Origin of the sequence: Alcanivorax sp. NBRC 101098, assembly GCF_001010505.1 — a bacterium.
Lineage (GTDB): Bacteria > Pseudomonadota > Gammaproteobacteria > Pseudomonadales > Alcanivoracaceae > Alcanivorax > Alcanivorax borkumensis.
Genome location: NZ_AP014613.1, coordinates 1,546,708 through 1,572,660, shown reverse-complemented (window position 1 = coordinate 1,572,660; position 25,953 = coordinate 1,546,708). Strand labels below are relative to the sequence as shown.

Below are 25,953 nucleotides of genomic sequence, written 5' to 3'. Positions count from 1 at the left end.
TCACATTCCAATGTTCTATCCGGTTGTAGGAATAGAAGGGGTTGGATGGTTATGTTGATGTGGAGTGGATTTCGCTCAGCCTCTCATCGGTAAACTGGGGCTCAATGCGCTTGAGTTGAGCCCCACCGCGTTACTGTCACTGCTCAATCTTTATCTGTTTGCTATGCACCCAATGATAGAGCACCGGGAGCAGCAGCAGGGTCAGCAGCGTTGAAGAAATAATCCCTCCGATAACCACCGTTGCCAGTGGCCGCTGCACTTCTGCGCCGGTGCCGGTATTGAGCGCCATGGGCACAAAGCCGAGGCCGGCCACCAGGGCGGTCATTAACACCGGGCGCAAGCGGATCAGCGCACCTTCGATCACCGCATGGCGCAGGTCATTGCCTTGCTGCCAGAGATCACGAATAAAAGCCACCATCACCAAGCCATTAAGTACGGCCACACCCGACAGGGCAATAAAGCCCACTCCGGCTGAGATCGATAGCGGCATCCCTCGCAGCCATAGCGCAAGGACGCCCCCGGTCAGGGCCAACGGCACCCCTGTGAAAATAATCAGTGAATCGCGAACAGAGCCAAACGCCATAATCAACAAGCCGATAATGGTCGCTAGCGTCACCGGCACCACCAGCGACAGACGTTGGCTGGCAGATTCCAGTTGCTCAAAGGTGCCGCCAAAGTCCAGCCAGTAGCCGCTGGGAAGATCTACCCGCTCACTAATGCGTTGCTGGACCGCTTGCACAAAACTGCCCAGATCCCGGTCGCGAACATTGGCGGTGACCACCACTCGGCGTTTACCGTTTTCCCGGCTGATTTGTGCCGGAGCCGGTTTTATTTCCAGCCGTGCGACTTCGTTTAGCGGAATGTAGCCGCCATCTGGCAGCGACACAGGGAGCCGCTGTAGACGGTTCACGTCCTGGCGCAGTGATTCTGGCAGCCGCACCATCAGTTTGAAGCGCCGATCTCCTTCGTAAATCAGTCCTATCTGTTCGCCACCAATACCGGCGGCGACCAGATGTTGCACCTCATCCACGGTAATACCATAGCGGCCAAGGGCTTCTCGATCGGGAACAACGGTGAGCATGGGTTGACCGGTCACCTGTTCAACCCGTACATCGGCGGCACGAGGTATCGACTGTACCTGCTGCATGATGGCATTGGCGGTTTCGCGCAAGGTATCCAGATCATCACCAAAAACCTTGATGCCAAGATCGGCTCGCACACCGGAAATAAGCTCGTTAAAGCGCATTTCAATGGGTTGGGTAAACTCGAAGTTATTGCCGGGTACGTCCAGGACTGCGCTGGACAGTTCCTGAATCAACGCCTCTTTGCTTTTTCCTGGATCCGGCCATTGGTCTTTGGGTTTCAGGATCAGGAAGTTATCCGACACATTGGGCGGCATCGGGTCGTTGGCCACTTCCGGTGTGCCGATCCGTGAAACCAGTTTGTCGATTTCTTCAATATGCTTTAAGCGCTCATCGAGCATGATCTGCATATCTACAGATTGCTCGATACCGGTGCCGGGTATGCGAAGGGCGTGCATGGCAATGTCGCCTTCGTCCAGTTGCGGAATGAATTCTGAGCCAAGAGTGGTCATCAACCAGCCACAGAACAGCACCAGCAACAGCGCAAAAGCGACTAATAGCTTGCGCAACACCAGGGCTTTTTCCAGCAGTGGCCGGTACACGGACTTGGCGGAACGTATAATCGGGCTTTCTTTCTCGCTGATCTTGCCGCCCATGAAAACCGCCACCGCAGCGGGTACGACGGTAAGCGAAAACAACATGGCGGCAAGCAGCGCCATCATCACCGTGGCTGCCATGGGGTGAAACATTTTCCCTTCCACGCCAGTGAGGCTGAAGATAGGGATATACACGATAGTAATGATGGCCACGCCGAATAGACTGGGACGAATAACCTCAGTGGTGGCCTCATAGACCAATTGAATCCGTTCCCTTAATGGCAATACACCGTTGTTTTTACCCTGAGCTTCGGCCAGCCGGCGAATACAGTTTTCGACGATGATCACCGCGCCATCTACAATCAAACCAAAATCCAACGCGCCTAGACTCATCAAGTTGGCAGACACCCCGGTTTTCACCATGCCACTGATCGTCGCGAGCATGGAGAGGGGGATTACCGCCGCGGTAATCAGGGCGGCTCGGAAATTGCCCAACAGCAAAAACAGCACGGCAATAACCAGCAAAGCCCCTTCAATCAAGTTAGTGCGAACGGTGGCAATGGTTTTTTCCACCAGGGTGGTGCGGTCATAAACCGCTTCTAGCTTGATGCCGTCGGGCAGGGAGGGTTTAACCGCCTCCAGCCGTTTGGCCACGTCTCGGGCCACCTGATTGGAGTTTTCCCCCATCAGCATCATCACGGTGCCCAGTACGGTTTCACGGCCATCACGGGTCGATGCCCCAGTGCGCAGTTCTTTCCCGATGGCCACGGAGGCCACGTCCTTCACTTTTACTGGGGTGCCGTCATGAACAGTGACGACCACATTTTCTATCTCGTGGAGGGTTTTCAGCTGCCCCGGCGTCCTCACCAGTAATTGCTGGCCATTGCGTTCAATGTAACCCGCTCCGCGATTACTGTTATTGCGTTTTAAGGCGGTTGAGAGCTGGTCGAGAGTAATGCCGAATTGCAACAGCAGCTTGGGGGAGGGCAGCACATGGTATTGCTTGTCGTAACCGCCAATGCCGTTTACTTCCGCCACCCCAGGCACCTGGGCCAGTTGCGGCTTGATAATCCAGTCCTGGATTTCCCGCAGAGCAATGGCATCGTACTCACTGCCATCGGCCTGGCGAGCGCCGGCTTCGGCTTCCACGGTGTACAGGTATATTTCGCCGAGCCCGGTAGCCATTGGCCCCATTCTCGGTTCCAGCTGCACAGGAAGCGCCCCCTTGATCGCGCTTAGCCTTTCATTGACAAGGTTGCGGGCGAAGTAGATATCCGTGCCTTCCTTGAACACCACCGTGACCTGCGACAAGCCATAACGGGAAATGGAGCGGGTGTAATCCAGTTTCGGCAAACCGTACAGCGCGGTTTCCACCGGAAAGGTGACCCGTTGCTCGGCCTCAAGGGGGGAATATCCCGGTGCTTCGGTATTGATCTGCACCTGTACATTGGTGATGTCTGGGACCGCATCAATGGGCAGTCGCTGATAACTCCAGGCGCCCAAGCCCACTAATCCGAGGATCAGTGTGAGCACCAGAATGCGCCTCTCGATGGAGAAGCGAACGATGGCATCTATCATTCGGATTCTCCTTAGTGGTGGTGAGCCGCGCCGGCTTTAAGAATGTCAGCTTTAATCAGGTAACTGTTTTCCACCACGTACTGATCCCCGGGGTTAAGGCCATCGAGCACTTCGCTGTAGCGGTTATCACGCCGGCCTAAAGTGAGTGCACGGCTTTCATACGCCTCTGCGCCATTGAGGAACACAACAGTTTTACCCTCCATTTCCTGCAGGGCACGGTTATCCACTCGCAGAGGAACTGAGTGGTTGCCGGTGGTGATGACAGCCTCAACGAAGTCCCCCGGGGCTAAACGGCCATCGCTATTGTCCAGCGACACTCGGGCAATCATGGCCGGCACGGATCCGGTATCGGGTGCCGGCACCAGGCTTTTGATCTGGCTTTGCCACTGACGTTCGCCAAGGTGCAGGGTGACGGCTTGTCCTTTTTTTACCGCAGCCCGCTGCTGAGGAAACAGCGTCAGTTCCGCCCATAGCGATTCACTGTTGATAAGTGTCAGTAGGGGCTGTTGGCCTGCGACTTCACCAGCATTAGCATGACGCTGATGAATAACACCGCTGAACGGGGCCCGCAGGCGGTAGCCTCGCAGGCTGTCATTGGATTCGATCACGGCGAGTGTCTCCCCCTTGCTGACGGCATCACCAACAGAAGCGGTTATCGACTTTATTAGCCCGGGAAAACGGGCCCGCAAATCAGCCTGATGCTCAGGGGCGATCACCAAGCGCCCGTATGCATGGGTTTGCGTGGCAATAACGCCGCCACTGGCTTTCTTGGTGGTGATACCTGCTTTTTCTGCGGCTTCCGCCGAAATGGCCACGCGGCCCTCGTAGGAGGGCCATTGCCATTGATGGTGCTCGCCATCCAGCTTCAGATCAAAGCTGACATCGAAGGAATGGGGCGGTTGTATCTTTTGCTTTCCCTTCCAGTGATGGTCGTCTTGCTGGAAGGTAACTCTTTTCTGTACTCCGTCCAGGCGGGTGAGGGTGGCAGAAAGGATTAAGTCATCCACTGGCTTATTGTCACGGGTGACCCAGGCCTGCAACGAGGCCAGGCCGCCACTTTCGGTTTTGAGAACTTCTAAAGTAATGTCCCGCTCTTTCAGTAAATGCCCGCCGTTGGGGCCTGTGGTTTCTTGTTTGTGTGCGTCATGATCGTCTTCACCGTGCCCATGGCCACCACTGGCGGTTACCAGAGAGGAAAGTGTCAGGAGATAAAGCGTGGAAAGCGTTACTAGCATTTTCATTGGGAAATCTCCTGTTCGTCAGCCTGGGAAAAAGGCAAGCCAGTGAGGCGTTCCAGTTCGTTTCGTTGCAGGTGAAACTGCGCGGCGAGGTTAATGGCCCGGTATTCCAGATTAAGTTGCTCTTGCTGGGCATCGATCAGCTCAAGCAGGCTGTAGCGACCGGAGCGATAGCCCTTTTGGATGTCTGCATACAGTTGTCTGGCCAAGGGCAAGGCGCTCTCATCAATGAGCGCGAGCTCTTCACGTAACAGATTCAGTGAGCGATAGAGGGTGTCCAGCGTTGCCACCAGTTCAATCCTGCGGGCCTGTAGCTGTGCTTCACTGGCAGCCAGTTGTGATTCGGCTCGGGCTATATTGCCGCGGTTAGGATTCTTCAGACCAAGCGGAACAGAGAACCCCAGCACCAGGGTATTGTTGTTGTCCACTCGATCATGGCGCGCGCCAACAGAGACGGTGACATCGCGGCTGCCACGGGCATTGGCCAGGCGGCTCTGGGCCGCATGCAGGCGCGTTTCGCTCGCCAGCTGCAGCAATTGCGGAGCCTGCTCCAGCTGGTCCAGAATTTGCTCGCGCGGTGGAAGCTTGGGAAGCGGCCGCAACGAGGTTGCGGGGTGCAGTTGATCTGCGCCTTGCTGGCCCCAAAGCGCAGCCAGTTGCTGGCTGGCTCGGCCACGCTCCATATCAGCGCGCCGGCGGGCAATATCCGCATGCCGGCTGGCGAGGGTCATTCGGGTTAAATCCGCCTTCGAGGCCGCACCGGCATTAACACGACGGCGTGCCGCCTGTTTTGCTTTTTCCGCTAAAGCCAATGTGCGTTCAGCCAGTGCCAATTCTTCTTCAAAACGCGCCAATGCAATGTAACGAGTCACGGCTTCACCCAGCACATCGAGCCGTGCGATAGCGTAGCCCTGTTGTTCCGTATTGAGAGCGCGAGTCGCCACCTCATTACGTGAATCTCGCTTGTTGCCAAGCTCGATCAGCTGGCTCAAGGCAACAGTGATTTGTGCACCTTCAACGCCATTCAATGGTGCGTCTCCGGCAATATTTTCCACCTCAACGGACAGTTCTGGCTGCGGCCCAAGGCTGGACTGGAGCACCGCCGCATCCGCTGCCCTGAGCCGATAGGGGTAAACGCCAAGCGCTGGGTTCTGCTCTACGGTGCGGCTGAGCACGTCTTGCAGGGTAATCTCGGTGCCCATTGGCACCGATGTATTACCCGCGATGAGATGGCCTGGCGCGAACAGGCACAGCAAGGACGACGCAACAAGGCGCCAGCCGGAGGTTCGGCATTTCATGAAAATCTCCCGATAACGGATTGCGGCGAAGATCGCCGGCGAAAATCAGATCAATCCGTTGCGATTGGGAGGTGGCACAGGAGGCTGCGTGACAAGAGAGCGCGCGTGAGCAGGGGAGGGCTTGTGCCATTCATTGGCGGGCACAGGCCTGAGCGTTATGGGCTGATGGGCGAGGGTAGCGCATGAACTGTGCGGAAGGCAGCACTGGTGTTGCTCACATTCACTACTGTGGCGTTCTTCGGGTGCGCCATCGGATTTGCCCTCAGAGACATGAACTTGGCAAGACGCCTCCACATTCACCGAGTGCGGGATTGACTCGGTTGCACCCGCTACGGCGCTGCACAGCATCAGCAAGCCGAGCAACAAAGCGGTGAAGGAATGTCTGGACTTGCTGAAATTCATGTTATGCCAGTCGGGAGTGCGAAAAGAATCAAGATGCATACTCTAGCAAGCCGCCTTGGTGCGTCAATCTGATTCTCATCGACAACCCTTCTATGCACAGGTTTTGCGCAGCAAGATGGAATCCACGTTTGCTTGGATTCACCTTCTGTGGCGAGCAGCGTGACTAAGCAAATAAAGAGAGCCTAAATAGACTAAGGATTTGCCTATTTGGTGATGGTTGAAACTTCAGGTATTTCGTGAATACTGCGCCAGTCATTTCAGCGTTATGGCCTCAAGAGGCTATTTAGTTAGGGAAAAATAATGATTGATAACCAGATTGCCACCTCCGTAGGGCCATTGAATGTGAAGATATGGCCAGTGGAGGGTGACAGGGCGCCTGTCGTATTGCTACACGACTCTTTAGGCTGTGTTGCTTTATGGCGGGAGTTCCCTGCGGCGCTGGCGCAGGCCTGTGGCCGCACGGTGATAGCCTATGACAGAGTAGGTTTTGGCGCATCGCCAAAGCGTGAGGGGTCTCTACCCCTCAGTTTTGTGGAAGACGAAGCCGTGGTGATTGACTCCCTTATGTCAGCACTGGCATTGCCACAGGTGGTGTTACTCGGTCACAGCGTTGGCGGCGGTATGGCCGTGGCGGCCGCAGCTTCGCTGGGGCAGCGGTGTGTGGCTGTCATTACCGAGTCAGCCCAGGCCATGGTGGAGGCGCAAACCCTAGCGGGGATCCGCGATGCACAAGTGGCATTTGAGGATGCCGCTCAGCGGGCGCGGTTGCAGAAATACCATGGCGAAAAGGCTGACTGGGTTCTGCATGCCTGGATTGACACCTGGTTGTCACCAGCCTTCGCCGAGTGGAATCTGGATGCGGAGCTGGAGCGTGTTACCTGCCCACTGCTTTGCCTGCATGGCGATAACGATGAGTTCGGCTCCATGGCACATCCTGCTCGGTTGGAACGCATGTCAGCAGGACCGGCGAAGGTCGTGATGCTTGAGCGATGCGGGCATGTGCCGCATCGCGAGCAGGAGCAGGGAGTGTTGGAAGTAGTGTCCGCGTTCCTTTCTGCGTTGCCGTAACATGCCTTGGAGCATCCAGTTTGTCGCCTAACGGAATGAGCGGGAGTGGCGCTCCGCGCCAGTATCCTTGCTTACCTCGAACTACCGCTGTGTGCGGTAGTTCATCAACGGTCAATGCTGATCCATCTTTCTCCGTTTGAATTCAGATCGCAGGTGCAGAGTTGTGTAGAAAATGCAGGAGAACGACCACTGTGAATAGTTTGGATCTTAGTTACTCAGCCAGCGACAACCGAGCGTGCGTAGTTCTAATAATTATCCTATTTACCATAATATACATTATGCGTAGTTATTTATGCACTTACTTTAACTCAGCCACGGCGGATTCAGGCCAATGCGTTCTATCAAGAAATCGATAAACACCCTCACCTTAGCCGTTAGCACGTTGGATTTGGGATATACCAACCACAAGGCGGGTTCTGCATCCATTCGATATTCTGGTAGCACCTGCACCAGGCTACCGTCGGCGAGCTCCTTATGAACACTCCACAACGAATGTATCGCAATACCGGCACCGCAGTGCGTGGCGATTTTATAGCTGAGACCATCATCTATAGTTAGTCGGTGTCCAGGGCCGCGTGTATTAAACTCACCACTCTTCCCACCGGCTTCGATCAATTTGATGGTGGATGCAGATTTGAACGCTATCAATTGGTGATTCAGCAGATCATCTGGCCTAACGGGTATGCCATGGCTATCGAGGTAATCTGATGAAGCGCAAAGTATTCTTTGATCTTCTGCGAGCTTACGTGCGTGTAGATTACTTTCTGGCAAAACCGCATTGCGTAATGCCAAATCAAAGCTGCCCTGTATCAGGTCCAGCTCCATGTCGGACAGCCGCAAATCCAGGCTAATTCCCGGGTACAGTGCCAGAAAATCAGGGATTAGCGGCACAATGAACTGCTGTGCGAAGGTGCTGGGTGCGGTGAATCGCAGGTTGCCGGAAACCGTTTCGTTACCGTATCCCAGCGCCGCCAGTGCTGCGTTCTCTTGAGCCAGAATTTCGCGGGCATAGGGCAGGAAGTCTGCGCCCTCTACGGACAGTGCCACTTTGCGTGTGGTGCGCTTTAATAAATCGGCACCAACGGTCTTTTCGAGCTTTGCCAGCTTGGCGCTGGCCACCGCCGCAGGCATGCCCAGCTCGCGGCCTGCGGCACTGATATTGAGCTTTTCTGCGGCGAGAACAAAGAGCTTAATGCCTTCTGTGTCCATTGTTTATATCCATAATCCGAATACTGAAACCTAATATCGCCCATTTTTTGCCAGAAAATGAAATAATAAAGTGGCTCCAACGTAACAGCAAACATCCCCAGACAGTTGGAGCAAGACATGAAAGCGATGGTTCTCAATCAATATGGCGCAACAGCCAAGTTTGAACAGGCGCAAATCGATACCCCGCAAGCCCTGCCCGGGCAAGTAATCGTCCGCGTGGCGGCTACCAGTGTTAATACCGTGGACACCATGATTCGGCAGATGGGCGCTGATTTGTTTCCCCTCTCGCCCGAGCTTCCCGCTGTTTTGGGTATGGATTTTGCCGGAACCATTGAGTCTGTCGGTGCCGGAGTCACCAGCTTTACCTCAGGTGATGAAGTCTACGGCTGCGCTGGAGGTCTAGCGGATTTACAAGGCGCTTTGGCTGAATACATTCCGGCGGATGCTCGCCTGGTTGCCCGCAAGCCAAAACGCTTGTCCATGCGCGAAGCCGCCGCCCTGCCCTTGGTTGGTATAACCGCCTACGAAGGGCTGCAGCGTGCCGGCGCCAGTGCCGGGCAGACTCTGCTGGTTCATGGGGGTACCGGTGGTGTGGGTCATGTGGCTGTGCAGCTGGGTAAGCACTTCGGTGCCAAAGTGTTCACTACCGTGTCCGGCGACAAGGCGTTTGACATTGTCCGTGGCTACGGTGCAACGCCGGTGGATTACAAGAAAGCCGCCGTGGCTGATTATGTGGCTACACACACCGACGGAGCGGGTTTTGATGTGGTATTCGATTCCGTGGGTGGCGCCAATATGGCAAACAGTTTTGACGCTGCCGCCTTGAATGGCCAGGTTGTAACCACTGTTGCCATGCTGGAGCTGGATCTTAATCCGGCTCATTTCAAAGGGTTATCCATCCACGTGGTCTTTATGCTAATACCGATGCTGCATGACCACCATCGTGAAGCCCATGGGCAGATTTTGACAAAGCTAGCCACCATTGTTGATGAAGGCGCGCTCTTCCCGCTTCTTGACGAGCAACGATTCAACCTCAATGAGGTAGGCCTTGCCTACGACCGTTTGACCAGTGGCCAGGCCACCGGGAAGGTCGTAGTGGAGTGCTGATTGTCCAGGGTCGTTTGCCGGAGAGGTAAATGTGGGCGGTATGGAGCGGGTGCTCACCATGGATCGTCATCAACTAATTTTCGGGGGGATTACAATGAGGCATGAGGGGGTGAGGCAAAATGTCCTCCCTAAAAATGCCAACTCGCTATCGCTATTGTGCTTAGTACAAAATAGCATGGTGTTATTCCCATATCAAAAGTGCGGCAATAGACCGCATTGATATGGTAGGGCCAGGGGGTGTAGGCCAAAACATGGGGCGTTGCCGCGTGGTTTGACTTGCATCAAAAAGCACCGCGTTTGTGCCTGTTACAGTCAGTTCGCACAAAAACCGGAAGGAAACACACATGGAAAATGCTGTCGCATCGCCGAATTACAACTACAAAGTTATTCGGCAATTCACAGTTATGTCGGTGGTTTGGGGGATTGTTGGCATGGCAGTGGGTGTGTTCATCGCTGCTCAACTGGCGTGGCCGGCCCTGAACTTCAATATCCCCTGGCTAAGCTTTGGCCGCCTTCGGCCTCTGCATACCAATGCGGTAATTTTTGCCTTTGGCGGCTCGGCGCTAATGGGCACATCTTATTATGTCGTTCAGCGCACCTGTAATGCGGTATTAGCGTTCCCGAAGCTGGCAGCCTTCAGTTTTTGGGGCTGGCAGGTGGTAATCGTTGCTGCTGCCATAACGCTGCCCATGGGCTTCACTTCCACCAAGGAGTATGCCGAGCTTGAATGGCCCATCGACATATTGATCACCTTGGTATGGCTCGCTTACGCAACCGTCTTCTTTACCACTATTGCCAAGCGCCGCACCTCGCATATTTATGTGGCTAATTGGTTCTACGGTGCCTTTATTATTGCCATCGCGTTACTGCATGTGGTCAATAATCTTGCGGTGCCGGTTTCTCTAATGAAGTCCTACTCAGCCTACAGTGGTTCTATCGATGCTATGGTGCAGTGGTGGTACGGTCATAACGCCGTAGGGTTTTTCTTGACCGCCGGCTTCCTTGGCATGATGTACTACTACATCCCAGTTCAGGCTCAACGTCCGGTTTACTCCTATCGCCTTTCTATTGTGCATTTCTGGGCTCTTATCGCGGTCTACATGTGGGCTGGGCCGCACCACTTACACTATTCCTCCCTGCCCGACTGGGCGCAGTCTCTTGGTATGGTTTTCTCTATCGTCCTTCTTGCTCCTAGCTGGGGAGGCATGATTAACGGGATGATGACGCTCTCTGGGGCTTGGCATAAGCTGCGCACCGATCCAATCATTCGCTTCATGATTGTAGCCCTGTCTTTCTACGGTATGAGTACCTTCGAAGGCCCGATGATGGCCATCAAGACCGTGAATGCACTCAGCCATAACACTGACTGGACCATTGGCCATGTGCACGCCGGGGCTTTGGGCTGGGTTGCCATGATCACCATTGGTGCCACCTACGTGATGGTGCCCCGCCTTTTTGAACGAAAGCAGATGTATTCCATATCCTGGATCAATACACACTTCTGGCTTAGCACCATCGGCACGGTTCTCTATATTGCCTCCATGTGGGTGTCCGGCATTATGCAGGGGCTAATGTGGCGAGCGGTGAATACCGACGGCACCCTCACCTACAATTTCGTTCAGGAAATGGTTGAGCGGCATCCTTTCTACATTATTCGTTTGCTGGGCGGAATTATCTTCCTCAGCGGCATGATCTTGATGGCCCTCAATGTCTATAAAACCATCCGTGCAGAGAATGATTGCCACGGTGATGACAACGTGCAACAGGCGGCCTAAGGAGAACGACATGTCTAACGCTCATGAAGTAGTAGAAAAAAATGTCGGCCTCATGATTGTGCTGATATTGATCGCGGTCAGTTTTGGCGGTCTGGCCGAAATCGTGCCGCTGTTCTGGCAAAAAGCGACCACTGAACCGCTGGAAACGCTGGAGCCGTACACCGCCCTAGAAATGGAAGGCCGGGATATTTACATCCGTGAAGGTTGCCATGTGTGCCACACCCAGATGGTGCGGCCATTGCGCGCAGAAACCGAACGCTTTGGTGTCTATTCTGTTGCCGGTGAAGACGTGTGGGAGCATCCCTTCCTATGGGGTTCTAAACGTACCGGGCCCGATCTGGCCCGTGTGGGGCTGCGGCCAATCACTGAGCAGTGGCACCGTGAGCACCTACGCGACCCGCGCCAGGTAGTGCCGGAATCGAATATGCCAGCCTACCCCTGGCTGCAACAGACTCCGTTAGATTGGAGCCTGACTGAACGTAAGTTAAAAGTATTCAAAAACGCTTTTGGGGTTCCCTATACCGACGAAGGTATTGCTGAGCAGATGAATAAGATTAATGGCGAATGGGGCAATGCCACAGAAGAAGATGCACTGGTGGCCTACCTGCTGTCATTGGGCCAGGAACGCAAGGAGGCAGCGCAATGAGTTATCACGCTTTGTTTACTCTGGTGTTCTTCTTAGCTTTTATCGCCATGACTTTATGGGTGTATCGGCCCAGTCGCAAAAAAGACTACGAAAAACTCAGTTATATCGCGCTGGATGCGGATGAAAGAGCAACAAAAAGTGTGCACAAGGGGGATGACCAATGAGTGATTTCTGGAGCTGGTTCATTATCGCCATTGTCGTGACCAACTTGTTGGGTTGTGCCGCACTGCTACTGTGGAATAATCAGATTTCCGCAGAAGAAGCGGCCAAGGAAACCACTGGGCACAGTTTTGACGGCATTCAGGAACGCAATGCTCCCCTGCCGCGTTGGTGGTTATTTCTGTTTATTGGCACACTGATTTTCTCGGCTGTGTATCTGGTGCTGTATCCCGGCTTTGGTAAATTCGACGGCATTCTGGGCTGGACTAGTGACAATCAGTATCAGAAAGAAGTGGCTGTCATGGAAAAAAGTACTGGGCCGCTGTTCCAGCAATATGCCCAAATGCCTATTGAAGAGCTGGTGCAATACCCGGAGGCTCTTGGTGTTGGGGGGCGTTTATTCGCTAACAACTGCGCCATTTGTCATGGTTCAGATGCCCGTGGCGCCAAAGGCTATCCGAACTTAACCGATAACGACTGGCTGTATGGTGGCCAGCCCGATCAAATCGTAACGAGCATCACTAAAGGACGAAAGGCCGCGATGCCGCCTATGGCGGCAGCGATAGGCAATACCGATGAAGCTGTTCGAGACATGGCACTGTATGTACAGAGCCTTAGTCGCCCGGATCTTGCCAAGGATAGTCAGAAAGCCGCCGCGATTGAGCGCGCTAAGCCCAAGTTTGCTATGTGTGCGGCCTGCCACAGCCAAGATGGCACAGGCAACATCATGATGGGCGCACCAAACCTGACTGACACGACCTGGTTATACGGCCCACGCCTGGAGGATATCGAATACACCATCCGTCACGGTCGCTCGGGGAATATGCCAGCCCATGAAAACCAGCTCAGCGAAGAGCGGATTCATGTGATTGCTGCCTATGTGTATAGCCTCTCTCAGAACACTGAGAGCGTGCAGTAACCACTCCTCGGTTTCGACCGGAGCAGAAAACAGAACGCCGCCAGCGGATTGCCGTTGGCGCCCTCCCCCTGGCGGCCACTCATTATCAGCGAATGGACAATGGCAGGGTGGGAGCAAATGGGTGTTAGCGGAGAGTCGTGATGTCGGACCCTAAGAGAATCAAGGTCACTGATGCCACTGATGGCGGCAGCGTAAGTCTGTACAGCAAACGTGAGCGTATTCAGGTCAAGTCCGTATCTGGGCGATTTCAATTTATCCGTGATGTCACCATTTTGGCGACCATGGGCCTATATCTGATTTTGCCCTGGGTCCGCTGGAATGGGCAGCAGGCCGTGCTATTTGATCTGCCTGGCCGTCAGTTCCGTATCTTTGGTGCTAGCTTCTGGCCGCAAGACTTCCTGTTGCTTTCCTGGATTTTGATTCTGGCTGCATTTGCACTGTTTTTTGTGACAGTCTTGGCCGGCCGCGTCTACTGTGGCTATGTCTGTCCACAGACAACTTGGACCCGCTTTTTCCAGTGGATCGAATTTTGGTGCGAGGGTGATCGCCATAGTCGTATCAAGATGGACAATGCCCCTTGGACGACGAGTAAGATTATTCGCCGGGGCAGCAAACACGTTCTCTGGTTGATACTTGCCCTGCTTACAGGCATCACCTTTGTAGGCTACTTCTCCCCTATCACGGACCTGATTACCCGACTCTTTAGTTTCAGTTGGGGCGGCTGGGAATTGTTCTGGGTTGGTTTCTTTACCGTGGCGACCTACGGCAATGCAGGCTTTATGCGCGAGCAGGTTTGCCTTTACATGTGCCCTTATGCCCGCTTCCAAAGCGTCATGTTTGACCGCGACACCCTTATTGTCTCCTATGATGAAAAACGGGGCGAGCCTCGTGGCCGAGGTGCGAAGAAACGTGAACAGAGTGTGGTTGATGAAAAAGGCGACTGCATTGATTGTGGCATGTGCGTACAGGTCTGCCCCACCGGCATCGACATTCGAGATGGCCTGCAATATGAATGCATTACCTGTGCTGCCTGCGTGGATGCCTGCGACGATGTTATGGAGCACATCGGCAAACCGCCCGGGCTGATTCGTTATACCACTGAAAATGCGCTTGAAGGGTTGAAAACACACATCCTGAGGCCCCGCTTAATAGGTTACGGTCTTATCCTGGTGATCATGGGTAGCCTCTTCATGGCTACTTTATATGGCCGTGTACCGCTGCAAGTGGATGTAATTCGTGATCGCAATCAGTTGTACAGAACCGCCAGCAGCGGCGAGGTAGAGAATATTTATCGGCTGGAAATACAAAACAAAGGTCAAAGCACCCACCGGTATCGCTTGACGATGAAAGGCCCAGAAGGCCTGAAAATGAACAACCGCACTGAATTTACCCTTGAAGGTAGCAAGACATTGTCTTTGCCGGTGACCGTGAGCTATGACCCTTATATCGTTGAAATGGAGTCATCGCCCATCTGGTTTATCGTCACCGCCCTTGACGATCCCGATCTGGAGAAACGCCATGAATCCCGATTCATTGCCCCGGGGCGATGAACTCCCCTGGTACCGTTACCCTTACTTATGGTTGGCTATTTTGCTGCCAGCAGCCTCCGTGGTGGGTGGCCTAACCCTGCTGTATATCGCCATTGTGAATGCGGATACGCCAGTGGTCGACGAGTGGTATAAGGAAGGACGAGGTATAAACCGTTCTGTGGAGCAAGAACGCCTTGCTGCACGCCTTGGGGTTCGTCTTGAGCTGGCGCAAGTAGGTGCCAGCGTCCAGGCGAGGCTTACCAGCGAAACCGCGATGCCCATGCCAGAAATGTTGCATGTTTCGCTGCGTCACCCCACCCTTCCCGAGCTGGATGTTGCACTGCAACTTGATCACCAGCAGGGAGCTCTTTATCGCGGTGACGGCGCTTTGCCCCATCAGGGACGCCGCGCAGCTACTGTCACGGCGCCTGGCGATCACTGGCGTTTATACCAGACAGTCATAATACAGGATGGCAACCTCACGCTCGGGAAAACTGCAGCGCCATGACATCGGCTTGCTGGCACTGCGGCAATCCAGCGCCTGCGGGCGCCTTTCCTGCAAGAACCCCGGATGGCGATCACGACGCTTGTTGCCCTGGCTGTGCTGCTGCCATTGAGACCATTTATGGGCTGGGCCTGGATGATTATTACCAGATGCGCCAGGATGCTGCGCCGCAACCAGATGATCAGCGCCAAGCATTAGATGAAGCCTTATTCGATGTGCCAGAGCTGGTCGCACCACACCTTACCAACACCGCCGAAGGTCAGCGCCTGAAATTGCAGCTTGGCGGACTTACCTGTGCCGCCTGTAGCTGGTTAATTGAAAAAACAGTCAGCCAGCAACCGGGGGTTCTCGGCGCGAGTGTCAATCTCGCTAACATGACACTCAGTGTTGATTATCAAGGAGAAGCGGACCCCAGCCAAACCGCCAGGCGAGTTCAGGCACTGGGCTACCGGGTCACTCTGCCCGGCGATCCGCGCACCAAGGCCGATGAACAACGGGCGCACAAGCAATTACTGGGTCGGCTCGCCTTGGCCGGCCTGGGAGCCATGCAGGCAATGATGTATTCCACTGCGCTTTATATTGGTGTTTTCGACGGTAAGGACGCGCTATACGAATGGGTCTTTAGGCTCGCCAGCCTTGTAGTCGCGACGCCGGTTGTATTTTATTCTGGTTGGCCTTTTTTCCAGGGTGCTCTGCGCGGCATTAGGCAAGCACGATTAACTATGGATGCCCCCATTGCGTTGGCACTACTGCTGGCCTGGACAGGAAGCCTGGTGATGATGGCCACGGGGGGCGAGCATGTTTATTTCGACTCTGCAGCCATGTTTGTATTCTTTTTGCTGTCCAGCCGCTGGCTTGAGCAGCGCCAGCGAATGACAATCCAGCAAGCCTATCAACGCCTTAGCGACACCCTGCCCCAAGCCGTTCGGCGCCTTGATGAATATCATAACCCTCATTGGGTTAGCGCTCGGCAGGTTGCTCAAGGCGACCGTCTGCAGCTTATTCAGGGCGATATCATCCCCGTTGACGGCACGCTGATAGACGGACACGGAGCGTTCGATGAATCTGCCCTTAATGGTGAACCGTTACCAGTAAATCACAGCATTAATGATTCCGTACACGCGGGCAGCCGGCTGGTAGAAGGCAATATTGTGCTCGAGGCCTCGGGGAATGTGGCAGAAAGTCTTGTGGCTAAAATCACCGAGCAGGTTGAGCATGCCCAGCACGAGCGAGTCGAGGTGGTACGTGATTGGCAGCGGATTGCGCCCTTATTTACAGGCGGGATTCTTTTGCTGGCCGCATCGACTTTATTATGGCACTGGTCTTCCGGCGTTGCTCAAGCCTTTGAGCATACCCTCGCGGTACTGGTAGTAACCTGCCCTTGTGCGCTGGCGCTGGCTGTCCCACTTACACTGTCGTCCACATTGGCGACAGCACTGCGCGAGGGCATTTTGGTAGCGTCACCACGGCAACTACTAAAAGTCGCAAGTATAAAAGGCGTATTGTTTGATAAAACCGGCACGCTCACAGCTGGACAGTTCCGTATTGTCGATAGCCAAGTCCTCGACAAGAGCCGCGGGCTTGATGACTTACTGTCGATAGTGGCTGCACTGGAGTGGAATAATCCGCATCCGCTAGCCAAGCCATTTCAACAATATGCTCGCATCGCTGGTATGACGGATATCCACGCGGACCATACCGGTGTTACCGGGATGTTGAACCAGCAGCAATGGAGATTTACCGGCGCTCCGGACATGGCAAAGCCGGGAACAACCTGCCTGCAGCTGCTTTGCGATAACGAAGTACAACTTTACGTATGGATGCAAGATCCAGTTCGCCAAGAAGCACCGATGGTAATTAAGGCTCTTGCCGATGCCGGCATTACTGCTCGGCTCGCCAGTGGCGACAATAACAAGGCGGTAACTTCTGTAGCAGACCAGCTGGGTATAAAAGAAAGGCGCGGGCAGCAGCGGCCAGAGGAGAAAGCTGAATGGCTGGAAAGTTTACAAAGCATTTCTCCACAGATGATGGTCGGTGATGGCATCAACGATGCCCAAGCGATGATGGTGGCCTCGGTGTCTGTGGCCACCGGAAATGCTACCAGCTTGGCTCAGCGAGCAGCGGGCATGTTCCTGCTCCATGATTCACTTAAGGGGATTCCTGCCTTACCGCACCTTTCGCGGCTGTGCCAACGCACCATCCGCCAGAATTTGGCTTGGGCGCTGCTCTACAACATTCTTGCTATTCCGTTTGCGGTCAGTGGATTGCTCCCCCCATGGATGGCCGCACTGGGCATGTCTGCCAGTTCGCTCCTGGTTACTTTTAACGCCACGCGGGTGTCTCGATGGAAATTGTCCTCTTATTGATTCCCCTGGCCTTGCTGTTTCTTGGCGGAGCCATTGCCGCGCTTTTTTGGGCTCTACGTAAAGACCAGTTTGATGACTTGGACAATGCCGCCTGGAGGGTCGTATTCGACGATAGGGAGCAGCGCAACCCACATTCAACAGCGAAACCAACACCAGAACAGGAACAGGAAACGAAAATGAACAGCAACACTGTCACCACGTTGAATGCAGAGTCTAGCGATGATCATTGATACGCTCATTCCCCTTATTGCCAGCGCGTCCCTTATTGCCAGTGCCGGATCTGTGCATTGTATCGGTATGTGTGGTGGCATCAGTAGTGCGCTAACCTTCTCCATACCTGAGTCCCGTCGTCAAGGCGTAGCTCTCTGGGGCTGGCAGTTGCTGTTTGGATTGGGCCGCGTGACAACTTACTGTGTGCTGGGTGCATTGGCAGGGGCCCTGGGAGGGCTGTTCCTGGGCCAACTTCCCGGTCCATCTATGTCAGTGGGGCTTATCTTGTCTGGTGTACTAATGCTTCTTTTAAGCGCCTATTTGCTTGGAAAAGGGGCGTTCCTGCAGCGTATTGAGAAAATAGGCCAGCGCCTTTGGCGCAGCTTGCAGCCCATTACTCGCAAGCTCATGCCCATAGATCATCCAGTAAAAGCACTCATGTTGGGGTCCTTATGGGGTTTTTTACCTTGCGGTCTTATCTACACGGCCTTGGCACTTGCAGCCACGGGGGGAACGGCTGTTGCGGGTGCTTTAGTGATGCTCTGTTTTGGTGTTATTACCGTCGTACCTGTTGCTATTACTGGTGTTCTTGCCTCCCAGCTACAGCGATTTCGTAAAGGCGCTTGGCCAATGATTGCCAGTGCTCTGACTTTCTGTCTCGCGTTAGTGTTTTTCTGGCAGGCCTGGCTCATGGCCCAACATGGACATAGCGGTCATTCTGGTCATTCTATGCCCGGCCCAAGCACAGAGGCCGGCGCTTCAGAGCATCATCACGATCATCATTTACACCCTTGATCTGAATCAAACTCTGCGCCCGCAACAAGAGGATAATCACCGCCAAGACAAGGTTATGTGAGCACAGGAGCCGCCCATGGTTAGCTGGAACAAAGCACTGATTCGTGAGCATGGCGGGCCCGGTCCACGCTACACCTCTTACCCGCCCGCTCCGAGCTTTCATTCAGGCATTGCTGAGGAGGACTTCTGGCAAGCTATGGATGAGGGCAATGCGGCGCGGCGGCCACTGTCGTTGTACATCCACATCCCTTTTTGTGGCAGTGTTTGCTACTACTGCGCGTGTAACCGCATCATTACTGCCAACAAGGCGCGCTCGGCAGACTACCTACGTTTACTGAAGCAGGAAATTCAACGCAAGGCCGTGCACGTGGACTCCCGTCGCCCCGTTACCCAGATGCACTGGGGCGGTGGCACCCCCACCTTTTTGGATGATGGCCAGCTAACTGAGCTGGTGTATGACCTGGCCCGCCACTTTAACCTTCGTGATGATGAACGCAGTGACTACGCTATCGAAATTGATCCGCGCACGGTGGATCAATCCCGCTTGGGCTTGCTACGAGGCCTAGGCTTCAACCGTGTTAGTTTGGGTGTACAGGATCTAGACCCTCGCGTGCAAAAGGCGGTCAATCGTGTGCAGCCCTATGAGCTGATCCGTGACACCATGGAATGGAGCCGCGATTTCGGTTTTCGCTCTATTAACACCGACTTGATTTACGGACTTCCTTGGCAATCGGAGTCCAGCTTAGCGCGTACTCTGGAGCAACTGCTAACTCTTCGTCCGGACCGCATCTCCCTTTATAATTACGCCCACCTGCCGGAGCGTTTCAAAATTCAGCGTCAGATTCAAGAGCACGCGCTACCGGATCCGGAAGAGAAGCTGAATATGTTGACCCGAGCGGGAAAAATGCTTAATGAGCAAGGCTATCGGTATATTGGCATGGACCATTTCGCACTGGAAAACGATAGCTTATCCATCGCGCAAGAAAATGGTCTGTTGCACCGTAATTTTCAGGGGTACACCCTCCATGGGGATGCAGATTTACTGGGCTTGGGCGTCAGCGCCATCAGCCAGATCGGTAACCTCTACGCTCAGAATCACAAGGCCTTGGACGATTGGCAAACGAGCCTTGAAGACCGCATTTTGCCAATCGAAAAAGGCTTTATGCTCAATCGCGACGACCAGATTCGTCGCGCGTTAATTATTCAATTACTCTGTGATTTATCCGTTGACATGCTTCAGTTTGGTGACACATGGGGCATCAATTTTGCGGATTATTTCGTCGATGCACTTACAGAGTGGTTAACGTTTGAGGCGCAAGGACTGGTAACGGTTGAGAATGACCGATTGTTCATTACCGAAACTGGGCGCTTGGTGAGCCGTGCATTGGTAATGCCTTTTGACCGTTACACCCAAAGGGAGCAAAGAACCCGATTTAGCCGGATTATTTAACCTTTATTCTACTATTTGCACCCTATACTCTAAGGGTGATGCTTTGCGCAGCGATCAACCGGAGTCAAACCGTGTCCCATCAAGTTTCCTGCAACGACTGCAGCCTCAGCCCAATTTGCCTGCCCTTAGCGGTAGCGCCAGCCCAGCTCGACCAGTTGGATCGAATTATTCACCGCGGACGGCCCTTAAAGCGGGGCGAACATCTTTTTCGCGCCACTGATGGGTTTTCCTCCGTTTACGCCGTGCGTTCTGGCGCCCTGAAGACCTATGTGGTCAGCGATGAGGGCGAGGAGCAAGTCACAGGCTTTTATCTGCCCGGCGAAGTGTTGGGTATGGATGGCATTAGCACAGCCCATCATGTCTCCAATGCAAAGGCCTTAGAAACGGCCACTGTTTGTGAAATTCCTTTCGCACAACTGGAGACCCTATCCCAGCAAATTCCGTCATTGCAGCACCATTTTTTCCGTCTGATGAGCAATGAAATTCGCTCGGACCGGGAACTGCACATGCTGCTCGGCAAAAAAAATGCCGACGATCGCGTAGCCTCCTTACTGCTATCGCTTTCTGCAAGGCATCAACGCCGTGGGCTAAGTGACAATATTTTTCGGCTTCCGATGTCTCGATATGATATCGCTAATTATCTTGGCATGGCCGTGGAAACCGTGAGCCGTATCTTTACTCGCTTCCAGCAACAACAGTGGCTGCGCGTCGATGGCCGGGAAATTGAAATTCTTGATCGTGGCAGCCTGTGTGGCCAGAACCATGACCCTGCGATGGAGTTACTACTATGACCGCCCCTATTGTTGCCATCCTTGATCGTGATCTGAAAGCAGACCAGCCTGCGCTGAGCAAAGCTCAGGTAATTGCGGCAGCCTCCCAGGCGCCCCTCCATGTCATCGTGAATGCCTATTCTTCTGCCATGGTTAGGGCTGTGGGTCTGGATACGGAGCGCCGAAAGGCCGCGAAGCAGCAAATTCATGATGCTTGGCACAAACGGATCACCCAGCTGCTAGGACAAGAGCGTGCTGAGATCAGCGTGCTGTGGGAAAAAGACAGCATGGACGGTTTACGCAAGGCCATTGTGGCCCAAAAGCCATCGTTGGCTGTCGTCCACACCAGTGACGACAGCGCCCTACGCCGCCACCTATTCACGCCCCGCGATTGGCAATTAATTCGTAAGGCGCCTTGCTCTGTGTTGTGTGTACACAGCCGCCAATGGAACAAACCACCGCGAATCTTGGCCGCTCTAGATCCAGGCACCGGGGAGGCCTTAGACGACAAGCTGTCTATTCATGTTCTTGACTGCGCTCGTCGATACTCCACCCTGCTCGGTGCGGACCTCACTGCCTGCCATGTGCTCGACGAAATGGATGAGGGCTTAATCATGGTGGCCGGTGAAGCCATTCCTGATTACACCGCCAGTATGGAAAAAGTGCGCAGCTTCCATCGGGATAACTTTTTCCAGTTTGGCGCTACCCAGGGCCTGGATAAGCAGCAGATGTGTACGCTCAGTGGTCCGATCGCACAAACCTTGGCCAGCCACTGTGAGCAAAATGATGTGGATCTAATGGTGCTGGGTACAGTACACCGTAATTTGCCCGAAAGGTTGTTGCTTGGTTCAACGGCAGAGTCGGTGATTACCAAGGCGAATGCGGATGTTTTGGTGGTAAAACCAGATGGATTTCAGTCCCCCTGGATTGATTAACAGTAGCAAATCAAGAGAGGCTAACGTTATGTCTGACAAGAAGGATTTTACTGCGCGTGCTCGTCAGCAACTTGAAGACTGGGATTATCAGCTCGATCGCCTAACGGCACGACTGAATGATTTGCGTGATGAGTGGCGTGAAGATGCCAAGGAAAAGATTGCTGAAATGAAGCATCGCCGTAAAGAATTTGAAAACAAGCTAGAGCGGTTGGAGTCCCATAGCGATGATGCTTGGGATGATATCAAGACAGGACTAGAGCTTGCTTGGGATGGACTTAAAACAGGCTTTCTTGCCGCCAAAAATGAATTTGACGAGAATAAGAAAGATTGACGTTGATCGGTGCCGCAAGCCTCGCTTGTGGCACCATCTGAAGCCCTACCCCTACCCTTGCTCTGGCCGTCGGAATACGGGCCTTAATGCAGTGGATTGCGCCTCACAGTAACAATAACCGGCCACATCAAACTGGGTTAACTTTGCCGGATCCTTAAGGCCTTTCTTGATAATCCAGGCGGCCATTAAGCCCCGCGCTTTCTTGGCGTAAAAACTGATAATCTTATAGTTACCATTTTTTTCATCTTGGAATACTGGCTCAATGATTGTGCCAGCAACCGCTTTCTTTTTTACTGCCTTAAAGTACTCGTTGGATGCCAAATTCACTAACACATCAGTTTTGGCGTCTTTCATATCTTTGTTGAGCAATTCGGTAATGGTGTTGCCCCAAAAGGCATAGAGGTCCTTGCCACGCTCATTATCAAGCTTTGTGCCCATTTCTAGACGGTAGGCTTGCATTAGATCTAGCGGTCGAAGCACACCGTAAAGTCCAGATAACATTCGAAAACGCTGCTGCGCCTCGCTAAGCTGATGATCATTGAATGATTCAATGTCTAGACCTGTGTAAACGTCACCCTTGAACGCAAACGCCGCTGGCCGGGCATTTTTTTTGTTGAAGGGCCTCTCCCACAAGGAAAAGCGTTCTGCGTTAAGATGGGCAATTTTGTCACTAACCCCCATCAGGCTGCTGATATCTGCTGGAGAAAGCTGCCGCGCGCGCGCTATCAACGCCTCGCTATCATCAAGTAAGCGGGGTTGCGTGGTTTTTAATGCCGGTAATTCGCTTTCGTAATCAAGCGTTTTGGCCGGTGAGACAACAATCAACATGCCCTTCTCCTTTACATATGCCTTTGGGGATTATATGAATCAGGGATGGTCAGGTCTGCATCTACGGAGGATTAATGCGCCTATTGCTTATATTAACGATGGTTATCGCGGTCTCTGCCCTGTTGTGGGGAAGCTGGCAATGGGGGCGCCGGCCGTTTTTGCTGACGGTCAGCCTGGTGTTGGCCGGCTTGATCACTCTCGGCGTTGGCGTTTGGCAAGACAGCATGCATGACCAGGTTCGTATGGCACCGGAAGGCATCGCACTGGCGCTCACGGAAATTCGCAATTCTGAATCCGGTGTTCGGCTCAGTGGCACCGTTCGCAATGAAGGTGCGCAGGATGTGGCAGCCCTGACCTTACGGGCTCAGGCACTGCATTGTTCGACCCAATCTAGCTGTGCGGTGATTTATCAGCAACCGATAACGCTGCAAATGTATTTACCTAAAGGAAGCGAATATCAATTTGCTGTCGTCAGCCGTCACCCCAAGGAAAACACCCCGGTGGATCGCTGGCAGCTGCGAGTAGTGGATAAGTTAGCCTATCCGAACCCCTGAAATTCGGTGCTGGCAAGATATGCGCTGAGTCGTCACAATGCGGCTTCCAAAATTCCAGGAGTCACTATGGCATCCTTGATTCCCGGCCAGCTCACCCCCATTGGCGACAATGCCTGGCGGATGCTGGCGCGCAACCCAGGCATGATGACTGGGCCAGGCACCAACAGCTACCTGTTTGGCAAGGACAGCCTTACCGTTATTGACCCTGGCCCCGAGGACTGGGAGCATTTGCAGTCATTATTGCAGGCTGCCCGTTCTCTGAACAAACCGATTACCCAGGTAATTGTGACGCATACACACCGTGATCATTCTCCCGGCGCACTAGCTCTAGTCGCCGCTACAGGTGCTCGCTGCCTTGGCCCTTGGGTGCCCGATGATGGGCTCCAGGACGAAAGCTGGGATGCAGATACCTTGTTGGCTGAAGGTGACACGGTAGACTGCGGCGGCGCCATGCTTACAGCCATTGAGACCCCTGGGCATGTGGGCAACCACCTCTGTTACCTGAGTGAGCAAGGCTTGCTGTTCACCGGGGACCATCTGATCCAGGGCTCTACCGTGGTGATCGCCCCCCCGTCCGGGTGCATGCAAGCCTATTTTGCTTCGCTGAGAAAATTGCAAAACCGTGGTATTAAGCTTATGGCGCCGGGCCATGGCGATGTCATCACTAACCCAGAAAAGATACTCATTCACACCCTCGCCCATCGCCAGAAACGCGAAGACAAGGTGCTCGACAGCTTGAGCAAAGACGCTCAGCCATTGGCAACATTGGTAACCGCGGTTTATGACGATGTGCCCGCCTTTTTACACGGGGTGGCCCAACTTTCGTTGAGCGCCCATCTGATCAAGCTGGCCGAGGATGGCAAGGCGGCTGAGACAACGAGCGGATGGGTATTGGCCGGTTGATGTGCGGGGGGTGAGCCTCTGCTACCCACCACCGATGCCTTCTACAACCAGCCCTTGCGTTTGAAGTACCAATACGGCGCCATGCCGGACAACACCATCAAACCAATTGCCATGGGGTAGCCAAAGCGGAAGTCCAGTTCTGGCATAATGTCGAAGTTCATCCCGTAGATGCTGGCGATCATGGTGGGGGGCAGAAACACCACGGCGGCAATAGAGAATATCTTGATGATCTGATTTTGCTGAATGTTGATAAAGCCCTGGGCTGCATCCATCAGAAAGTTGATTTTGTCGAACAGGAAGGTGGTGTGTGACATCAACGTATCTAGGTCATGCTGAATTTCCGCACAGGTTCTCCGCCGAATTTTATCAGGGCGCACATAGCGCTGAATAAACGAGATAGAGCGCTGGGTATCCATCAAACACAAACGGATTTTCCCGTTAGTGTCTTCTAGCTGGGCCAGACGCTCAATGTCTTCTTCCAGTTTTCCGTTTTCTTCCTCCAGCACGCTGTAGCCGACTTTTTCCAAGTCTCGGTGTACGTCCTCAAGCGCATCCGCAAGATTTTCCACTTTTTGATCAAGTATACTTAGCAAAATATCCAAAGGCTGGGATACCTTGACCCAACCCCGGCGGACTCGCAGGCGCAATAAGCGGAAATCCGGTAACCGGGAATCTCGGAATGAGAGCAATCGCCCTTCTTGGACGATAAAAGCAACTGTGGAGGTCCGTGCCCGGCCCTCGGATTGGAACATAAACAAAGAGTGGACATGAAGCCCCTGCTCATCACTGAAAAAACGGGCGGAAGCTTCAATTTCTTCCATATCGTCGGAATCAGGTAGTTCGGTCTGGAGAAATTGCTGAACCAGGTTGCGTTCTGCGTCCTCGGCATCTACTAGGTCGATCCAGCTGCCTTCCTCAGATAAGGTAGGCATAGTGGCATTCACCTCTTTTTCTCGTAGAACACCATCTTCAATACGAAAAATATGCAGCATGATGTTTTCCTGATCATTCTTGCCGGCAATACGCCGTTTACATTTTGATAGAGCGGCTATGTACCCACCATCGACAGAACCAGAGCATCACCTACTCCGTAATCCCGCCAATGAGACTACTCCGGCTGGCGATGCCACATTGCATTACTGGTCAGGACTGATGGGACAATCACACGCTGACCATGCATTAATCACATTAAGCCAGGCGCTGGACTGGCGACAACCCAACATTACGGTGTACGGGCGGCAACACCCCGTCCCTCGCCTCACTGCTTGGCACGGTGATGCGGGCTTGCACTACCGTTACTCTGGGCACACACATATCGCCACAGGCTGGCTCGCCGCACTATTGCCAATTAAAGCAGAGATCGAACACATCACCGGTAAAACCTTCAATAGCGTGCTGGCTAATCGCTATCGCAATGGCGATGACTGTATGGGCTATCACAGTGACAATGAGCCGGAACTGGGCTGCACTCCTTGGATAGCCTCCTACAATCTTGGTGCCACTCGGGAGCTGACCTTTCGCCCCAAGAGCCCTGGTGGGCGACGACAATGTTTCAGTCTGCCACTACATCATGACAGTCTGTTGTTGATGTCGCCGCAGGTTCAGGCCGGATTTGAGCACGCGCTACCCCGCCGTCGAAACTGTCCTGATCCGCGCATTAACCTGACTTTCCGGTTTATTGTTGATTAAACACAGACAAA

Annotated in this window: 24 protein-coding genes; 18 read left to right on the top strand and 6 right to left on the bottom strand. The window is 53.7% G+C overall.

Going from position 1 to position 25,953, the window contains the following annotated elements; genetic code table 11:
* Nucleotides 1-136: 136 nt before the first annotated feature.
* From AS19_RS07160 to AS19_RS07150, 3 genes are read right to left on the bottom strand one after another with little or no spacing between them, the layout of a single operon-like run.
* Nucleotides 137-3,256, bottom strand: a complete 3,120-nt coding sequence (locus tag AS19_RS07160) for an efflux RND transporter permease subunit (RefSeq protein ID WP_046961879.1) — start codon at nt 3,254-3,256, stop codon at nt 137-139.
* 11 nt (nt 3,257-3,267) lie between these two features.
* Entirely contained in the window at nt 3,268-4,497 is a 1,230-nt protein-coding gene (locus tag AS19_RS07155; RefSeq protein ID WP_231860735.1) for an efflux RND transporter periplasmic adaptor subunit, read from the bottom strand.
* Complete coding sequence (locus AS19_RS07150) at nt 4,494-5,792, bottom strand: TolC family protein (protein ID WP_046961878.1); 1,299 nt, start codon at nt 5,790-5,792, stop codon at nt 4,494-4,496. The genes AS19_RS07155 and AS19_RS07150 overlap by 4 nt, the downstream gene beginning before the upstream one ends.
* A 702-nt stretch (nt 5,793-6,494) precedes the next feature.
* Between AS19_RS07150 and AS19_RS07145 the strand changes: the two genes are divergently transcribed.
* On the top strand, nt 6,495-7,262 hold the full coding sequence (locus AS19_RS07145) for an alpha/beta fold hydrolase (RefSeq protein ID WP_046961877.1): 768 nt from the start codon (nt 6,495-6,497) through the stop codon (nt 7,260-7,262).
* A gap of 303 nt (nt 7,263-7,565) precedes the next feature.
* Here the strand turns inward: AS19_RS07145 and AS19_RS07140 are convergent, their stop codons facing one another.
* Nucleotides 7,566-8,471: a LysR family transcriptional regulator gene (locus AS19_RS07140; RefSeq protein WP_046961876.1), complete on the bottom strand. Its 906-nt coding sequence runs from the start codon at nt 8,469-8,471 to the stop codon at nt 7,566-7,568.
* 117 nt (nt 8,472-8,588) lie between these two features.
* Between AS19_RS07140 and AS19_RS07135 the strand changes: the two genes are divergently transcribed.
* From AS19_RS07135 to AS19_RS07070, 14 genes are all read left to right on the top strand, one after another.
* Nucleotides 8,589-9,578, top strand: a complete 990-nt coding sequence (locus AS19_RS07135; protein ID WP_046961875.1) for a zinc-dependent alcohol dehydrogenase family protein — start codon at nt 8,589-8,591, stop codon at nt 9,576-9,578.
* Between the two features lie 344 nt (nt 9,579-9,922).
* Nucleotides 9,923-11,353, top strand: coding sequence for a cytochrome-c oxidase, cbb3-type subunit I (gene ccoN / locus AS19_RS07130; protein WP_011588633.1), 1,431 nt, complete (start codon nt 9,923-9,925; stop codon nt 11,351-11,353).
* A 10-nt stretch (nt 11,354-11,363) separates the two neighbouring features.
* Nucleotides 11,364-11,999 carry a cytochrome-c oxidase, cbb3-type subunit II gene (ccoO, locus tag AS19_RS07125; RefSeq protein ID WP_011588632.1) on the top strand — a complete coding sequence of 212 codons (636 nt, stop codon included), beginning with the start codon at nt 11,364-11,366 and terminating at the stop codon, nt 11,997-11,999.
* The gene (locus AS19_RS07120; RefSeq protein WP_011588631.1) at nt 11,996-12,163 is read left to right on the top strand and encodes a CcoQ/FixQ family Cbb3-type cytochrome c oxidase assembly chaperone; all 168 of its coding nucleotides are present in this window, start codon (nt 11,996-11,998) and stop codon (nt 12,161-12,163) included. Before ccoO ends, AS19_RS07120 begins: the two co-directional genes overlap by 4 nt.
* Nucleotides 12,160-13,077, top strand: coding sequence for a cytochrome-c oxidase, cbb3-type subunit III (ccoP, locus tag AS19_RS07115; protein WP_011588630.1), 918 nt, complete (start codon nt 12,160-12,162; stop codon nt 13,075-13,077). The genes AS19_RS07120 and ccoP overlap by 4 nt, the downstream gene beginning before the upstream one ends.
* 140 nt (nt 13,078-13,217) lie before the next feature.
* A complete protein-coding gene (ccoG, locus tag AS19_RS07110) occupies nt 13,218-14,627 on the top strand; it encodes a cytochrome c oxidase accessory protein CcoG (RefSeq protein WP_046961874.1) in 1,410 nt (469 codons plus the stop codon).
* Nucleotides 14,596-15,114, top strand: a complete 519-nt coding sequence (locus AS19_RS07105; RefSeq protein ID WP_011588628.1) for a FixH family protein — start codon at nt 14,596-14,598, stop codon at nt 15,112-15,114. The genes ccoG and AS19_RS07105 overlap by 32 nt, the downstream gene beginning before the upstream one ends.
* Entirely contained in the window at nt 15,111-17,477 is a 2,367-nt protein-coding gene (locus AS19_RS07100) for a heavy metal translocating P-type ATPase (RefSeq protein WP_011588627.1), read from the top strand. Before AS19_RS07105 ends, AS19_RS07100 begins: the two co-directional genes overlap by 4 nt.
* Complete coding sequence (gene ccoS, locus AS19_RS07095; RefSeq protein ID WP_011588626.1) at nt 17,456-17,707, top strand: cbb3-type cytochrome oxidase assembly protein CcoS; 252 nt, start codon at nt 17,456-17,458, stop codon at nt 17,705-17,707. The genes AS19_RS07100 and ccoS overlap by 22 nt, the downstream gene beginning before the upstream one ends.
* A complete protein-coding gene (locus AS19_RS07090; protein ID WP_046961873.1) occupies nt 17,697-18,482 on the top strand; it encodes a sulfite exporter TauE/SafE family protein in 786 nt (261 codons plus the stop codon). The genes ccoS and AS19_RS07090 overlap by 11 nt, the downstream gene beginning before the upstream one ends.
* A 76-nt stretch (nt 18,483-18,558) precedes the next feature.
* A complete protein-coding gene (gene hemN, locus AS19_RS07085) occupies nt 18,559-19,932 on the top strand; it encodes an oxygen-independent coproporphyrinogen III oxidase (RefSeq protein ID WP_011588624.1) in 1,374 nt (457 codons plus the stop codon).
* Nucleotides 19,933-19,970: 38 nt separating this feature from the next.
* Complete coding sequence (fnr, locus tag AS19_RS07080) at nt 19,971-20,723, top strand: fumarate/nitrate reduction transcriptional regulator Fnr (RefSeq protein WP_011588623.1); 753 nt, start codon at nt 19,971-19,973, stop codon at nt 20,721-20,723.
* Entirely contained in the window at nt 20,720-21,637 is a 918-nt protein-coding gene (locus tag AS19_RS07075) for a universal stress protein (RefSeq protein ID WP_011588622.1), read from the top strand. The genes fnr and AS19_RS07075 overlap by 4 nt, the downstream gene beginning before the upstream one ends.
* A 28-nt stretch (nt 21,638-21,665) precedes the next feature.
* Entirely contained in the window at nt 21,666-21,968 is a 303-nt protein-coding gene (locus AS19_RS07070; RefSeq protein WP_011588621.1) for a hypothetical protein, read from the top strand.
* 51 nt (nt 21,969-22,019) lie between these two features.
* Here the strand turns inward: AS19_RS07070 and yaaA are convergent, their stop codons facing one another.
* A complete protein-coding gene (gene yaaA / locus AS19_RS07065; protein ID WP_011588620.1) occupies nt 22,020-22,796 on the bottom strand; it encodes a peroxide stress protein YaaA in 777 nt (258 codons plus the stop codon).
* Nucleotides 22,797-22,870: 74 nt separating this feature from the next.
* Between yaaA and AS19_RS07060 the strand changes: the two genes are divergently transcribed.
* The gene (locus tag AS19_RS07060) at nt 22,871-23,350 is read left to right on the top strand and encodes a hypothetical protein (protein ID WP_046961872.1); all 480 of its coding nucleotides are present in this window, start codon (nt 22,871-22,873) and stop codon (nt 23,348-23,350) included.
* 66 nt (nt 23,351-23,416) lie between these two features.
* The gene (locus AS19_RS07055) at nt 23,417-24,253 is read left to right on the top strand and encodes an MBL fold metallo-hydrolase (protein ID WP_046961871.1); all 837 of its coding nucleotides are present in this window, start codon (nt 23,417-23,419) and stop codon (nt 24,251-24,253) included.
* 41 nt (nt 24,254-24,294) lie between these two features.
* Here the strand turns inward: AS19_RS07055 and corA are convergent, their stop codons facing one another.
* Complete coding sequence (corA, locus tag AS19_RS07050; RefSeq protein WP_035458205.1) at nt 24,295-25,245, bottom strand: magnesium/cobalt transporter CorA; 951 nt, start codon at nt 25,243-25,245, stop codon at nt 24,295-24,297.
* 58 nt (nt 25,246-25,303) lie between these two features.
* Here corA and AS19_RS07045 point away from each other — a divergent pair, with 58 nt between their 5' ends.
* Nucleotides 25,304-25,942: an alpha-ketoglutarate-dependent dioxygenase AlkB gene (locus tag AS19_RS07045; protein ID WP_011588616.1), complete on the top strand. Its 639-nt coding sequence runs from the start codon at nt 25,304-25,306 to the stop codon at nt 25,940-25,942.
* Nucleotides 25,943-25,953 lie beyond the last annotated feature (11 nt).

What these genes read in the sequence shown, in the direction of transcription:
- AS19_RS07075 (WP_011588622.1), top strand. Translation starts at nt 20,720, where the DNA reads ATGACCGCCCCTATTGTTGCCATCCTTGATCGTGATCTGAAAGCAGAC.
- AS19_RS07045 (WP_011588616.1), top strand. Translation starts at nt 25,304, where the DNA reads ATGTACCCACCATCGACAGAACCAGAGCATCACCTACTCCGTAATCCC.
- AS19_RS07160 (WP_046961879.1), bottom strand. Translation starts at nt 3,256, where the DNA reads ATGATAGATGCCATCGTTCGCTTCTCCATCGAGAGGCGCATTCTGGTG.
- ccoG (WP_046961874.1), top strand. Translation starts at nt 13,218, where the DNA reads ATGTCGGACCCTAAGAGAATCAAGGTCACTGATGCCACTGATGGCGGC.
- ccoS (WP_011588626.1), top strand. Translation starts at nt 17,456, where the DNA reads ATGGAAATTGTCCTCTTATTGATTCCCCTGGCCTTGCTGTTTCTTGGC.
- ccoP (WP_011588630.1), top strand. Translation starts at nt 12,160, where the DNA reads ATGAGTGATTTCTGGAGCTGGTTCATTATCGCCATTGTCGTGACCAAC.
- hemN (WP_011588624.1), top strand. Translation starts at nt 18,559, where the DNA reads ATGGTTAGCTGGAACAAAGCACTGATTCGTGAGCATGGCGGGCCCGGT.
- AS19_RS07060 (WP_046961872.1), top strand. Translation starts at nt 22,871, where the DNA reads ATGCGCCTATTGCTTATATTAACGATGGTTATCGCGGTCTCTGCCCTG.
- fnr (WP_011588623.1), top strand. Translation starts at nt 19,971, where the DNA reads ATGCTTTGCGCAGCGATCAACCGGAGTCAAACCGTGTCCCATCAAGTT.
- AS19_RS07145 (WP_046961877.1), top strand. Translation starts at nt 6,495, where the DNA reads ATGATTGATAACCAGATTGCCACCTCCGTAGGGCCATTGAATGTGAAG.
- AS19_RS07100 (WP_011588627.1), top strand. Translation starts at nt 15,111, where the DNA reads ATGACATCGGCTTGCTGGCACTGCGGCAATCCAGCGCCTGCGGGCGCC.
- AS19_RS07155 (WP_231860735.1), bottom strand. Translation starts at nt 4,497, where the DNA reads ATGAAAATGCTAGTAACGCTTTCCACGCTTTATCTCCTGACACTTTCC.
- AS19_RS07070 (WP_011588621.1), top strand. Translation starts at nt 21,666, where the DNA reads ATGTCTGACAAGAAGGATTTTACTGCGCGTGCTCGTCAGCAACTTGAA.
- AS19_RS07140 (WP_046961876.1), bottom strand. Translation starts at nt 8,471, where the DNA reads ATGGACACAGAAGGCATTAAGCTCTTTGTTCTCGCCGCAGAAAAGCTC.
- ccoO (WP_011588632.1), top strand. Translation starts at nt 11,364, where the DNA reads ATGTCTAACGCTCATGAAGTAGTAGAAAAAAATGTCGGCCTCATGATT.
- corA (WP_035458205.1), bottom strand. Translation starts at nt 25,245, where the DNA reads ATGCTGCATATTTTTCGTATTGAAGATGGTGTTCTACGAGAAAAAGAG.
- ccoN (WP_011588633.1), top strand. Translation starts at nt 9,923, where the DNA reads ATGGAAAATGCTGTCGCATCGCCGAATTACAACTACAAAGTTATTCGG.
- AS19_RS07055 (WP_046961871.1), top strand. Translation starts at nt 23,417, where the DNA reads ATGGCATCCTTGATTCCCGGCCAGCTCACCCCCATTGGCGACAATGCC.
- AS19_RS07135 (WP_046961875.1), top strand. Translation starts at nt 8,589, where the DNA reads ATGAAAGCGATGGTTCTCAATCAATATGGCGCAACAGCCAAGTTTGAA.
- AS19_RS07120 (WP_011588631.1), top strand. Translation starts at nt 11,996, where the DNA reads ATGAGTTATCACGCTTTGTTTACTCTGGTGTTCTTCTTAGCTTTTATC.
- AS19_RS07150 (WP_046961878.1), bottom strand. Translation starts at nt 5,792, where the DNA reads ATGAAATGCCGAACCTCCGGCTGGCGCCTTGTTGCGTCGTCCTTGCTG.
- AS19_RS07090 (WP_046961873.1), top strand. Translation starts at nt 17,697, where the DNA reads ATGATCATTGATACGCTCATTCCCCTTATTGCCAGCGCGTCCCTTATT.
- yaaA (WP_011588620.1), bottom strand. Translation starts at nt 22,796, where the DNA reads ATGTTGATTGTTGTCTCACCGGCCAAAACGCTTGATTACGAAAGCGAA.
- AS19_RS07105 (WP_011588628.1), top strand. Translation starts at nt 14,596, where the DNA reads ATGAATCCCGATTCATTGCCCCGGGGCGATGAACTCCCCTGGTACCGT.